This is a genomic window from Paenibacillus rigui, assembly GCF_002234615.1.
GTDB lineage: Bacteria > Bacillota > Bacilli > Paenibacillales > NBRC-103111 > Paenibacillus_S > Paenibacillus_S rigui.
Genome location: NZ_NMQW01000005.1, coordinates 158986 through 172292 on the forward strand (window position 1 = coordinate 158986; position 13307 = coordinate 172292).

Consider the following 13307-nt stretch of genomic DNA (forward strand, 5'->3'; position numbering starts at 1 on the left):
ACCCGCTGAGCCTTACTGGAAAAATAGCTGTGGTCACCGGAGCAGGCTCCGGAATCGGACGTGGAACAACGCTCGCGCTGGCGAAGCACGGCGTGAAGGTCGCTGTGAACTATAACTCCAAGGACAGCGACAACGGAGCCAAGGAAACGCTGCGCCAGCTGGAAGACCTCGGTGGCGAAGGGATGCTCGTGAAAGCCGATGTATCGTTGAGGCCCGAGATCGAGGCAATGATCCAGGAAGTCACCGAGCGGTGGGGCAGCATCGACATTCTCGTCAACAACGCCGCATTACAGCTAAACTACACGTTATTTCAGCATAACGAAGAAACGTACGACCGGATGATGAACATTAATGTCAAAGGGTATTGGCAGTGTATTCAGGCCGTTGTTCCGCATATGCGAAGGAACGGAGCGGGCCGAATCATCAATATTTGTTCCGTCCACGGTAAACGCCCTACCGATTTCGATACCGTTTATTCCATGACCAAAGGCGCTGTCAAAATGCTCGTCAGGGAAAGTGCCATCGAATTGGGCCAATACGGCATTACAGTCAATTCCATTGAGCCGGGCGCGGTCCGAATCCGGCCTGAGCCTGAGGAATCGTCCGGCGCCGAGCTCATCCGAAAATTCCCTCTGGGCCGGACGGGTCGTCCCCATGATATCGGAAGCCTTGTCTGCTTTATCGCCTCCGATGAGGCGCAGTTTTTGAGCGGAGCGTCCATTCGGATGGACGGCGCCAGCATGCTGCTGTAAACAAACCATAAACGGGAGAACCCTGAAGGAGACCTGGTTCATGTTGAATAAAGAATCGTACGAAGCTACCCTGGCTCATGTCAATACGTATTCCAAGCCGTCCGAGCTTCGCATCACGGATATTCGTTTTGCCGATATCGTCGGGGCACCGATGCACTGCAGCCTGATCAAGGTGTACACCAACCAAGGGCTGGTCGGGTTCGGAGAGGTTCGGGACGGCGCCGACAAGCTGTACGCCCTGCAGCTGAAAAGCCGATTGATTGGCGAGAACCCCTGCAACATCGACAAGCTGTTCCGCAGAATCAAGCAGTTCGGCGGGCACGCGAGACAAGGCGGCGGGGTCAGCGGCATTGAGATTGCGCTGTGGGATTTGGCCGGCAAGGCTTATCATATTCCGATTTATCAAATGCTCGGCGGCAAATTCCGTGACAAAATCCGAATGTACTGCGATACCGACGTGGACGGCAAAAATACCGGCACAGCCATGGGGCAGGCTTTAAAAAGAAGAATGGAGAAGGGCTTCACCTTCCTCAAAATGGACCTGGGCCTCGGCATATTGGCCAACGAGCCCGGTACGGTCAGCGCTCCGCTCGGCTTCATGGATGAAATGCGGGCGGTTGCCAGGGAATGGTACAACCGCAAAAGCTCGCAGCAAACCGAGCAGGAGCTTCGTGAGCTGCGCAGCCGCGTCTATGACCTGCACAACATCGCCCATCCTTTTACCGGCATTCATATTACGGAAAAAGGATTAGACGTACTGGAGCAGTATGTCGCCGATGTCCGTGCCGTCGTCGGGTACGAGGTGCCGATTGCCATTGACCATTTCGGTCATATCGGCGTGGAGGATTGCATTAAGCTCGGCCGCCGGATTGATAAATACAATCTGGCCTGGATGGAGGATCTGATTCCATGGCAGTATACGGAGCAATATGTCCGCTTGGCGCGCTCGGTATCCACCCCGATATGTACCGGAGAAGACATTTATTTGAAGGAAAACTTCAAGCCGTTGATTACTTCCGGCGGGGTATCGGTCATTCACCCGGATGTGCTGAGCACCGGCGGTATTCTGGAGACCAAAAAAATCGGCGACATGGCTCAAGAATATGGAGTAGCGATGGCTATCCATATGGCCGAAAGCCCAATCGCTTGTCTGGCCGCCGTACATGCCGCCGCAGCGACAGAGAACTTCCTTGCTCTGGAGTACCATTCCAATGATGTCGATTGGTGGGACGATATTATTATCAGCAAGCTGCCGAAGCCTTTGCTGCAAAACGGCTTTATTACCGTACCGGATGCCCCCGGTCTCGGGATTGAAGATCTGAACGATGAGGTGATCGCACAGCACCTGCACCCGCAAATTCCCGGTCTGTGGGAAAGCACCGATTCGTGGAACCATTTTTACGGCAATGACAGGCTGTGGAGCTAGGCTAGAAAAATAATCCGCCCGTGCCCCCGTGCAGCAGGCATGGGTGCCTCGGACTCTCCTACTTTTGAAAAGAGGTGTTAGCTATGAAATTCGATAATCCGGAAGACATCCTCCAACTGACCCCGTTGTGGGAAGGCGAGCGTTATCCGAACGGACGTCCCAAGGTATCTGAAGGACTGCTCCGCCGTATGCGCAAAATAACGCTGGAGGAAGCGTGGGGACCTTTGTGGAACCGAGGGTACACGAACCAGTTCGAGGGTGAATTCAAAATCATTCATCCGGCCAAAACGATGGTCGGCCGCGCCGTCACCGCCGTTATGGTGCCGAAGCGTCCCGACCTGCACGACACCTTGTTAAGCTATGGGCATGAGCAGGAAGGCAGAAAAGGCTTTTTTAACCAGTGGGTTATCGATTCCCTGGAGGAAGACGATGTCGTTGTGGTCGACATGTACGACAAAATTTATCAAGGCACTTATGTAGGCGGCAACCTCTCCACCGCTATCTCCACCCGGACCCAAAGAGGCGGAGCCGTGATTTGGGGTGGTATCCGCGATAATCAGCAGGTTGTTGAAATCGAGAACATTAACGTCTATTACCGTGGCAGCGACCCTACAGCCATAGCGGACTGCACGATGATCAGCATGAACGGCCCTACCCGAATCGGGCGCGCCGTCTGCCTTCCCGGTGATGTCGTCCTCGGCACACCGGCGGGCGTCATCTTTATTCCGCCGCACCTTGCGGAGCTGACCGTGGTCAGAGCCGAAAAATCGCAAGTGCGCGATGTGTTCGGCTTCATCCGTTTGAAGGAAGGCGTCTACACGACCGCGCAAATCGATGCTTCCTGGAATACAGCGCTGTGGCAGGATTTCATTCACTGGTTCGAAAGTGCTTCAGAGGCCGCCGAATACCGTCATTTGGAATGGTCCGAGGAGCTGGAGGAAGCCCGTAAACTTGAAGGAAGCGGACCGTCGAACGACGTCCGGTTGTGAGAAAACCTTTATCGATGCCTTTCACAGATGAGCGACCGCGTTAAGCGGTTGGTTTTATCGCCAATAAGAAATGGATGTCGTTTGCTTCGCAAAACTTATAATTTCTTATGTGGTAAAATAAAACAGCGGCAAGCCCGGGGGCGAGATGAAAAATCCCGGTTTGCCGCTGTCGTTATTTATGCTGGATTATTCTGTCTAGGCTATGTGTCCATGGAGACGCAATCCCAATTTTCTCTCCTGTGGCCGATGAGCCAGAACAAGCCTCTGCGCCTTTCTATAACAATACTTTCCTGCATCCCGGCTGCCACTTCCCTGCCATGTACTCTATCGTTCACGCAAGCCCAATGGAGCCGATAAATAAGATCAGCCTCATCCAAAATCTCTTCCCCGCTACGCAATGCTGTCTTTTGATAAAAATCATCAAAAGAACTGCAATTGGAAACAAGTTCAATTACATAGCTGCTATTGCAGACTTCTGTTGGAAATTCCAAGGTGTTCACCAGACCTAATGCCCAAAGTAAAACCCAATGAGCCTCATACTGCCATGTTATTTGGACGGCTTCTTGCTTCTCTGGCTCCTCTGCATGTAGAAACTCCCTCTCCTGCTCCGTTAATACATCTTCTACACCATATTTGTTCAGCAGCTTCAAGAAGAACTCCTTGGATGCTTTCAAATCTTCTTCTTGGGCAACATCACAGGCATATTGAATGACAATCAGCAACGCAACCGCTCTCTTTGCCGCCTCCTCCCGGCTTCTCAACTGAATATTGGATAAAGGAGGCAGTTGAGGCAGCCCTTCGATATAGGGAATCCCCATATGCTGCAGGATGGTTATCGTTTTCCGCTTTCTTGCTTCCCCTTCAGAAGAATCTATATCCTGGCCCCTTATTTTCTTCGTGCAAGAAACGGGAGTGAATTTCGACGGTCCGGAGGTTCCATCAGGAAAAACGATCACTTGCCCGTCTCTGCCGATGAGGGTGCCGTTAGGAATAAAGCCGATGCCGTCCACCTGATTGAGCAGCTTATGGAATAAGTCGACGTAATCGTCACCATAATCTTTCCCAGTCTCTATAGCGATCATCGTATTGATTACGGAAATCTGTGTCAAAACCAGCGTCTTGAGGTGTTCATCTTGAAAAGGCACCTGATCGTACATACGCATCATTCCGGGAATATTTTTGGAGAAATAATCGGGAGCCGTATCTTCGGACTCCACCCGAACGATCATATTATTTTTACCAAAAAGCCTCTTCGATTTAATGGTATACTCATTTTTGTTGCGCACGACATGGAATCCGTGATGAAAAATTTGTGTAATAAAGCCATCTATATCATTGATATCATTTCTGGATGCAAATATTGTAAAGAACCTCAATTTATTCCCCCCTATAGTCCTTCGTTTTTACTCTTTAGCGTCAAATGAAGCAATGGAAATGGCCTGCCTGCAGAGTCTAATTCCGACCGTCCTTCTTGAACAAAGCCGTACCGTTTATAAAATTTGTGTGCCGCTTCATTTTGCTCATTAACATCCACTTCGAGATGACTGCCTTTTATTGTCTCTGCATATTGAAGCAGGCTTGTACCTACACCCTGTCCATGATAATTAGGATCGACAAAGAGCATTTCTACCTTAGCTCCCTCAAGTCCGATAAACCCAATTGGGTTCTCATTTGCATTAAAATAGACCCATACCTCCACTTCCTTCAATGCTCCATTTTGAACGATATTGTGATAAAACTGAATATCCCTTTCATTCAAAAAAGTATGGGTAAGTTTCACGGCACGGAACCAGATATCAACTAATTGTTGATGATGTTCTTCTTGATATGGACCAATTGAGTGAATCACCAATTATTCAACCCTTTCCTCATAAAATGGACAAGCCATAAAGCATCGGTTTTGAGCTACCGAATGAAACGTCTGCTCATTCAAGAATCAATGAGACCCAAATGATTGCTGCCCAAAACGTAGGGACTGATACAAGTCCAACTAGGATCGAGATCCACATCATTCGACTTTTCATGTAATGTTTTATTGACTCTATTAAAGAGTATTTAACTTGTTTTTTATCGTGCATTTTTAAACAATAGGTAAGAAAAGTCTTTGCGTACAACTCATCTTGATCCTGAAGCTTTGTCCAAATCTCACTATGTATTAGTTGGATATTTGCAACTTGTTCACTATCCTTGAGTAGTGCCATAATCCCTGCCTCCCCTTACATTAGACGAACCAATTATACAAAAGTTCCCATGTCATGAGAACTTTTTCATTTTGCAACACTGACACACTGCTGTCAGTTATCCCCCTCTATAATAAGTCTATAAACAAGAGATAAATTTGGAGGAAACTACACATGCACAAAGCTCAACAAAAAACAGGATTCGTCATCGCAGGGCTGCTGCTGGCGCTGCTCATGGCATCCATGGATAACACGATCATGGCTACAGCCATGGGGACCATTATCGGCGAGCTGGGAGGGCTGGATAAATTTATATGGGTTACCTCAGCCTACATGGTAGCGGAAATGGCGGGGATGCCTATCTTCGGCAAGCTGTCCGATATGTACGGACGCAAGCGCTTCTTCGTCTTCGGGATCGTGCTCTTTATGTTCGGCTCGATCCTATGCGGTACCGCCCACTCCATTGTTCAGCTGAGCCTGTACCGGGCGATTCAAGGCATCGGAGCCGGGGCGCTGGTCCCGATCACATTTACCATTATGTTCGATGCGGTTGAACCGAAGGACAGAGGCAAGCTTGGCGGGTTGTTCGGAGCCGTCTTCGGGATGTCCAGCATTTTCGGTCCTCTGCTCGGGGCTTACATTACCGATCACATCCATTGGGCATGGATCTTTTATATCAACCTGCCGCTCGGTATGCTTTCGCTTGCCTTCATCGCCTTCTTTTACAAGGAGTCACTGGAGCATGCCAAACAACGCATCGATTGGTGGGGGGCCATCTCACTTGTCGGAGCCGTCGTCTGCTTCATGTTCGCCATGGAGCTGGGGGGTAAACAATACGCCTGGGGTTCGCTGCCGATTCTTAGCATGTTCGCAGGTTTCGTCGTGTTCGCCCTGCTGTTTCTCATGGTGGAAAAGCGTGCGGAGGAACCGATTATTTCGTTCTCCCTGTTTCAAACCCGTTTGTTCGCTACCAGCAATGCATTGGCGTTCTTGAGCGGTGCCGCCTTCATTACGGCCTCCGTCTACATTCCGATATTTATCCAAGGCGTGCTTGGAGGTAGTGCCACCAATGCCGGGATGGTGCTGCTCCCTATGATGCTCGCCTCTGTCGTGACCGCGACGGTCGGAGGTTCTCTGATGACGAGGCTGCCTTACCGGATGATCATGATCTCAACCTTGGTTCTTCTTGTCGGTGGGTTGGCTCTGTTGACGACCTTAACACCGCATTCGTCGCGTCTCATCGTCACCATGTATATGATCCTGATTGGCCTCGGCATCGGTGCATCCTTCTCGGTACTGAGCAATGCCGCCATCCACGGCATTCCGATGCGCCAACGGGGAGCAGCGAATTCCACACTGTCGTTCCTGAGATCGCTTGGCATGACGCTCGGCATCACCATCTTCGGCATCATCCAGAGCCATTCGCTGACAAGCAAGCTGAGCGCTGCCTTCTCCGGAAAAGAAATGGCGGCCATACCCGCCGGCCTGAATTTTAGCGATCCGCATGCGCTGATGGATCCCTCTGCCCGCTCTTCCATTCCGGAGCAGGCTCTGGGTCCGATTACGGAGGGCCTCTCCTCCTCCATTGTGTTCACCTTCGCCTTTGGCCTCATTCCGGCTGTTCTCGCCTTGGGTGCCGCGTTTCTGATGGGAAAGGAAAAGCTGGATCCTGCCGCCGAAGCGGAGCAGCACGCCGCCGCTCATTAATCGCGGAGCAGCACAAAAAAAACCCTGCATACCTGGAGGCCACTGAAAAAGCTACGGCTGCATGGACGGATCGTTCTTCCGACCGCTGTTGTCCCCGAATTTCCTCAATTTCAACCCGCTTATAGCGGTCAAAATCCGGGGGCAAAGGCGAACGCTTACGCTTCTACAGAACGATTCCGTCCACTCCGCCCGTTTTTCAGTGGCCTCGCATACCTGCGGGGCTGTTTTTTGTGCTGCTTCATGTTAACCAAGTTGTGCCGAAAGCTAGAAGTTGCGCTTGCAAAAGCGCCGGATACATTCGTAGGCCAGCCAAATGGCTGCATCATTCGTCATTTTCAGCTGCAATGTATGCTCATTATCTACCGCCTGCTTTAAATGCTCGTCAAGCGTCTCCCGCAAATCGCCTTGAATTGTTTTGAGCGATTGAATATAGGGAATATAGTCATCCAGAAATACATCTACATTGTCCAATGTTCTGTTCACCACTGAATCGGCCTCATGCTCGGTAATACAGTACGTTTCCTTCAACAAATCCTTTACGCCATTCAGGACGTCACCATACTCAGCTTCCGTTACAAGGTCATTTAACGTCATGGCCTTCCCCCCACTGCGAAAGTGATATGAAACGGAGCATTCAACACATCACAATACGGTCATACCAACAGCTTATTTTCCTCCATCATATCAAAAAGGGTGACGAAACAGTTCTATTTTATTGTGAAAAAATAGCACTGTATTGTTATAATGGAATAAACAGGCTTGGAAAGGAAAGGGGCTGTTACCGTGCCGTCCTTGTTCAATGCATTAAGGCAAAATGAAGCGTTGAATTACCGATTCCGTAATCTGACGACAGAAGATTATCCCGGCTTTTACCACTATCACCGGGGGATTGAAATCCTCATCGTACACCGGGGCACAGGCCACCTTGTTTTAAACCGCAGAATGCATTCGATTGCATCGGGCAGCATTCTTTTTTTTCAGCCGTACCAGCTGCACCGTCTTCATTTTGATGTGAATGAGCAATCCCCGTATGAGCGAACGATTATCACGTTCGAGCCATCCTCATTCGAGCCTTTTTTCCGAATGTTCCCAACGGTCCATCGATTTTTTGAGCATATGTGGAAAGAGGATCTCGCCAGCCAAATGTTTCAGATGGGCACACAAACGGTCTTTATTGACGCTGTACTTGAACGCTTCCATGACTATCTTACGGAGAGAGATGAGGAGGAGCAGCTGGAAAGCGCAGCGCTCATGATCATTCAAATCGTTGATTATATCCAATCGTTAAACGTGGCCGGGCTCCCCCAAGGCTCCCCCCGGACGGAACGCCATGCCGAGAAAATTATGCAGTGGATTGAAAAGCACTATACCGAGCCCTTCGATCTGGATGAGCTGGCCAAAGAGCTCCATCTGTCACGACACCATGTCTCCCACCTATTCCGTAGAGAAACAGGGGGGACCATTACCGACTATCTGATTGCACGAAGAATCCGGCAGGCCTGCTGGCTGCTAAGAGTTGAGCCGCTTTCCATTGAACAAATTGGTGCAAAGGTCGGCATCCCCCATTTCGCCTACTTCTGCCGTTTATTCAAGAAAATAACCGGCGTCACGCCCAAACAATACAGAAGCAGCTCCCGGTAACCTGGAGCTGCTTCACAGCAATACAAAACAACAGTTACACGTCCGCCCACGGCTGACGAACCGACCGTACGGTCTCTCCCGAACGGATCGCCTGCTCGATCAGCAGGCCAAGGTAGTGGTCCTGCGAAGCGTCAGGCAGGCCATAAAACTCCGGTCCGCCAGCAGCATATGCCGCCATCTTCTGCAAGCAGGCGGCAATAGCGATCTCATCGTCATATAACCTTCCGGGTACGAACGGATTGTCATAAACCCATCGTTCCCCCGCCATGATGCCTCTGAGAAAATGTCCCTCCTGATTCTCATATTCGCCTTTGTTAATCCGCTTCAATTCCGAATGAACCGGAGTGCAATCCGGCAGCTGAAGGCTGATCCGGTTGTCGAAAATTTCACCGCGTTCCCCTCTCACGGACAAATGATTCGAACGCGTCCAGGAGCGGTGCTGATCTTTGGTAAAATCGTAGATGCCAAGCTGTCCGCCGAAATCCAGCCAGGCGATATCCCGCTGCAGCGGAATCAACCGGTCCTCCGTCGGCGGGCCGCTCCGGTTAGGTCCCGCAGCCCACTGCGCTTCAAAGCGCATGCCCCGGATGGATACATCCTCGAAGCGCAGACCAAGCATCCGCCGAATCAGGCTGACGGCATGATACGTTTGCGAGATCGAAACGGTGGCCTCGGTCACACGTCCTAGCTGCCCTGAGCGGATCACTTCCAGCCGGGCGGCCTGAATCGGATGATATTGGTATTGCTCCGCGACTTGAATCCGTGCCCCCTGCAGGGTCAGCTTGTCATGCAGCATCAGCAAGCCGTCCAGGTCCGCAGCCGGAGGGGTTTCGGCCAGTACCGGAATGCCCCGTTCCGCCAGCTGCAGCATATATTCCGCAGCTGCGGAAACGTTGACGGACAATACGACAAAATCAGGCTGCTCGTTGGCCAGGAGCTCATCCAGACTCCTGTAGCAGGCCGTACCCCACTGTTCTTCCATGGCCCGGCCCTTGGCCTCGTCCCTTACTACCATCCCGCTTACGCGGAAATGCCCGGGAAGCGCTTGAGCAATGCGAAGGAAATATTGCGCGCGGTATCCGCCGCCGCCAATGATGCTGAATGTTGCAGGCTTTTTCATTCCACGTACCGCCCTTCCGCTTTTCGCTGCTGTTCTTGTTGCTCCACAAGCATTCACTTCTTGTAGTCGCTTCCTAATGTAATTTCATTATTTGCAAAGCCGATTAAAGAGTTTTTCTTCTCATAAAAGCGCGGAGCGTTCGCCAAAATACCTTCCGTTGTGTAGAAAGGGCTATCCGGCTGCAGAGGCAGCTTAACTGAGACGCCCGTTGTTGAGGCCTGATAGATTGCGGTAATGAGCTCCAATGTTTTCCTGCCTTCATGGCCATCCACCAAAATATCCTGATGCCCGTTCTCGATGGCTTTCAGCACATCGTCAATTTGACCGGCATGCTCGGTATACTCGAGTCCAGGAAGCGATGTATAATAAGCTTCCAGCTCCGCCTCCAGCGACTCATTACGGATCGGGAAGCCGTTCTCCCTGGATACGGAGGCGTACACTTTCCACGGGGCGGACACTCTCGCTTTTTCTGTCTGAAAGATGAGCTGCTGTTCTTGCCCGTGATGAACGACTGAGCTTGTAATTTGAGCCAAAGCGCCGTTAGGATAAGATAATATCGCGATGGATAAGTCCTCGACCTCCGCATTGTCATGGGAGATGTTCGTCATGACGGCCTGGATTTGATCCGGCATGCCCATCATCCATTGGAACATATCGATGTGATGAACGGCATGGTTCAGCGTGCAGCCGCCGCCTTCTTTTTCCCAGGTGCCTCTCCACCATAGATCGTAATACACATACCCTCTCCACCAGAACGATTCGACCTGTGCATGAACCACCTTGCCGAGGAGGTTGGATTCGAGTACCTTCTTCAGCCTCATCGTAGGGTCGCGGAAACGGTTCTGGCTGATGACCGATAAGATGCGTCCCGATTGCCTCGCGGCTTCCAGCATGCGGTCGCACTCCTCAAGCGAGGAAGCCATCGGCTTCTCCACCAGCACATGCTTGCCCGCCAGCAAAAAGGCAATAGCCATTTCGGCATGCATGTAAGGCGGTGTACAGATAGAAACCAGTTCGATTTCAGGATCGTCAAGCAATATTTTGTAATCGCTCACAATCTTGCAGTTCAATTGAAACTTTTCCTGTAGCTCCTCGCATTTGTCCGGATAAATATCAGATAATGCAACAACCTGGCAGCGTTCCCCAAATGAACGATAAGCTTGCAGGTGAGACTCGGAAATTTTCCCTGTACCGATTACGGCTGCTCGAATCATGTCATCAGCTCCCTAACTTGGTCTGGTCACACTTGTATACAAGACAAACAAATTTATTATACCTTTATACGCCCGAGTACGCCATGAAGCCGCCGTCGACCGGAACCGTAATGCCAGTCACGAAGCCTGATAAGTTCTCGTCGGCCAGCCATAGCAGCGTACCAAGAAGATCGCTAGGTTTGCCGAAGCGGCGCATAGGGGTATGGGTTAATATTTTGTTGGAACGTTCCGTTAACGAGCCGTCTTCATTCGTCAACAGCCTTCTGTTCTGCTCTGTCAAAAAGAAGCCGGGGGCAATCGCATTGACCCGGATGCCCGCGTCTGCCATATGCACCGCAAGCCATTGCGTGAAATTCTCAATAGCCGCTTTCGCAGCGCTGTAGGCGGGCACCTTGGTCATCGGACTCGGAGCGCTCATGGAGGACATGTTGATGACTACCGCCCCTGGCCTCTGAATCATCCCCTTGGAGAACACCTGCGTAGGAATCAGCGTGCCCAAGAAATTCAAATTGAACACATAACCGAAGCCTTCCTCGGTGAGGTCGTAAAACGTCTTGATCTCCTTGTTGTCGAGATCCTCGAGCCGGAACGTCTCGTTCGTCGTGCTTCCCTGAGGATGGTTCCCGCCTGCCCCGTTGATCAGAATATCGCAGATGCCAAGCTGCTCCGTCACTTCCTTCTCGGCGGCCTTCACGCTCTGTGCATCCAGAACGTTGCAGGCTACGGCGATAGCGGTGCCTCCGGCCTCGTTAATTTCGCGGGCCACCTGCTCGCCCTTCTCGGCCGTCCGGTTCAGAATCGCCACCTTGACGCCGTGTCTGCCCAATTCCTTGGCCATCGCCGAGCAGAGAACCCCGCTTCCGCCGGTGATCACAGCTACCTTTCCTTTTAAATTGTCGTTAAGAGTAATCATGCTCCGACCTCCTGTTTGTTTCTTTCCAGCGAATCCCATATGCCCCATAAGTACATGATCCCGAGTGCCCGGTCGTACAGACCGTAGCCCGCCCGGCATTGTTCATCCCAAATATGCCTTCCGTGATCCGGTCTTGCATAGCCTTGAAAACCGCTTTCGTGATAAGCCTGAACAATGCCGCATATATCTACCGTCCCGTCGGCTGCGCGGTGCGAGGTTTCGATGAAATCCCCGTTCTCGTATACCCGGACATTCCGGATATGGGCAAACGGAATCCGGTCCGCAAACTCCCGAACCATTCCCACGATGTCATTGCGGGGGTTGGCGCCAAGGGAGCCGCTGCACAACGTTATTCCATTGGATGGACTATCCACCAGCTTCAATAATCTGCGAAGGTTCTCCTGACTCGTCATGATGCGCGGCAGCCCGAAGATCGGCCAAGGCGGATCATCCGGGTGGATGGCCAGCTTGATGTCATTGGCTTCTGCAACCGGGATGACCTGCTCCAGGAAATATTGGAGATTGCTCCATAAATCCTCTTCCGTAACGTTCTTATAAGCCTCAAACAAGGAGGACAAATGCTTTAGCCGCTCCGGCTCCCACCCCGGCATCGTAAAGTCGGGATTATCGCTTATTTTCCGGACGAGCTCCATCGGATCCATGTCATCGACTTTCGCTTTCTCATAAAAGAGTGCCGTGGAGCCGTCTTCCAGCCGATGGAATAAATCAGTCCGGATCCAATCGAAAACCGGCATAAAATTGTAGCAGATGACTTTCGCTCCAACCTTGGCTACCTTCTCGATCGTCTTCTTGTAGTTCTCGATGTACTTATCCCGGGAAGGCAGGCCCAGCTTAATGTCCTCGTGAATATTTACACTCTCGACCACTTCGAGATGAAAGCCGTGAGCATCGGCCTTGCTCTTGTAGTCAAGGATTTTATCCATCGGCCATTCCTCGCCTGCAGGCACATCATGAAGCGCCCATACGATCCCTTCCACTCCGGGAATCTGTTTAATTTGCTGCAGGGTGACGGTGTCGTTGCCCTCCCCATACCAGCGGAACACCATTTTCATAAGCTAATCTCCCCACCTTACTTATTTGATTAGTATAACTAGTATACCAGTTAAGGTTTAACGACTTCACCGCCCTTCCACAGGACGGCTTGCGTTATTTCGGATCAATTTAACGTTAAGGCATGCTAAGCCTTAAAATAGGATGCATGGGTTTGCAGCAGCTGCTCCTTCTCCATGATTACCCTCTCCAAGTGCTCCCTTAGCACCCTTTCGGCCTTGTCCGGATCCTTCTCTTTGATTGCATGCACGATCTCCTGATGCTGGGCAAGAATGATCTGCCAATCATGATTGG

Annotated in this window: 13 protein-coding genes; 5 read left to right on the forward strand and 8 right to left on the reverse strand. The window is 51.2% G+C overall.

Features of this window, described 5'->3' with window-relative positions:
- Positions 1-29 precede the first annotated feature (29 nt).
- The 3 genes from CF651_RS05215 (at position 30) to CF651_RS05225 (ending at position 3167) form a co-directional block, all read left to right on the forward strand.
- Positions 30-752, forward strand: a complete 723-nt coding sequence (locus CF651_RS05215) for an SDR family NAD(P)-dependent oxidoreductase (RefSeq protein ID WP_245855705.1) — start codon at positions 30-32, stop codon at positions 750-752.
- A gap of 40 nt (positions 753-792) precedes the next feature.
- Positions 793-2178 carry a mandelate racemase/muconate lactonizing enzyme family protein gene (locus tag CF651_RS05220; RefSeq protein ID WP_094013798.1) on the forward strand — a complete coding sequence of 462 codons (1386 nt, stop codon included), beginning with the start codon at positions 793-795 and terminating at the stop codon, positions 2176-2178.
- An 83-nt stretch (positions 2179-2261) separates the two neighbouring features.
- A complete protein-coding gene (locus CF651_RS05225; RefSeq protein WP_094013799.1) occupies positions 2262-3167 on the forward strand; it encodes an RraA family protein in 906 nt (301 codons plus the stop codon).
- Between the two features lie 200 nt (positions 3168-3367).
- Here CF651_RS05225 and CF651_RS05230 read toward each other — a convergent pair whose 3' ends face one another.
- Together CF651_RS05230 and CF651_RS05235 are read right to left on the reverse strand one after the other, a co-directional pair.
- Positions 3368-4543: a DUF4272 domain-containing protein gene (locus tag CF651_RS05230; protein WP_094013800.1), complete on the reverse strand. Its 1176-nt coding sequence runs from the start codon at positions 4541-4543 to the stop codon at positions 3368-3370.
- Between the two features lie 11 nt (positions 4544-4554).
- On the reverse strand, positions 4555-5016 hold the full coding sequence (locus CF651_RS05235; RefSeq protein ID WP_094013823.1) for a GNAT family N-acetyltransferase: 462 nt from the start codon (positions 5014-5016) through the stop codon (positions 4555-4557).
- 505 nt (positions 5017-5521) lie between these two features.
- Here CF651_RS05235 and CF651_RS05245 point away from each other — a divergent pair.
- Positions 5522-7054, forward strand: coding sequence for an MFS transporter (locus CF651_RS05245; protein WP_094013802.1), 1533 nt, complete (start codon positions 5522-5524; stop codon positions 7052-7054).
- 264 nt (positions 7055-7318) lie between these two features.
- On the opposite strand, the gene CF651_RS05250 is transcribed toward CF651_RS05245, so the two are convergent.
- A complete protein-coding gene (locus CF651_RS05250) occupies positions 7319-7648 on the reverse strand; it encodes a hypothetical protein (protein ID WP_094013803.1) in 330 nt (109 codons plus the stop codon).
- 165 nt (positions 7649-7813) lie between these two features.
- Here CF651_RS05250 and CF651_RS05255 point away from each other — a divergent pair, with 165 nt between their 5' ends.
- On the forward strand, positions 7814-8695 hold the full coding sequence (locus CF651_RS05255; RefSeq protein WP_094013804.1) for an AraC family transcriptional regulator: 882 nt from the start codon (positions 7814-7816) through the stop codon (positions 8693-8695).
- A 34-nt stretch (positions 8696-8729) separates the two neighbouring features.
- Here CF651_RS05255 and CF651_RS05260 read toward each other — a convergent pair whose 3' ends face one another.
- From CF651_RS05260 to CF651_RS33355, 5 genes are all read right to left on the reverse strand, one after another.
- Positions 8730-9815: a Gfo/Idh/MocA family protein gene (locus CF651_RS05260; protein WP_094013805.1), complete on the reverse strand. Its 1086-nt coding sequence runs from the start codon at positions 9813-9815 to the stop codon at positions 8730-8732.
- Positions 9816-9868: 53 nt separating this feature from the next.
- Positions 9869-11029, reverse strand: coding sequence for a Gfo/Idh/MocA family protein (locus tag CF651_RS05265; protein ID WP_094013806.1), 1161 nt, complete (start codon positions 11027-11029; stop codon positions 9869-9871).
- A gap of 64 nt (positions 11030-11093) precedes the next feature.
- Entirely contained in the window at positions 11094-11942 is an 849-nt protein-coding gene (locus CF651_RS05270) for an SDR family oxidoreductase (RefSeq protein ID WP_094013807.1), read from the reverse strand.
- On the reverse strand, positions 11939-13015 hold the full coding sequence (uxuA, locus tag CF651_RS05275) for a mannonate dehydratase (RefSeq protein WP_094013808.1): 1077 nt from the start codon (positions 13013-13015) through the stop codon (positions 11939-11941). Before uxuA ends, CF651_RS05270 begins: the two co-directional genes overlap by 4 nt.
- Positions 13016-13140: 125 nt before the next feature.
- Positions 13141-13290 carry an FCD domain-containing protein gene (locus tag CF651_RS33355; RefSeq protein WP_425436207.1) on the reverse strand — a complete coding sequence of 50 codons (150 nt, stop codon included), beginning with the start codon at positions 13288-13290 and terminating at the stop codon, positions 13141-13143.
- Between the last annotated feature and the right edge of the window lie 17 nt (positions 13291-13307).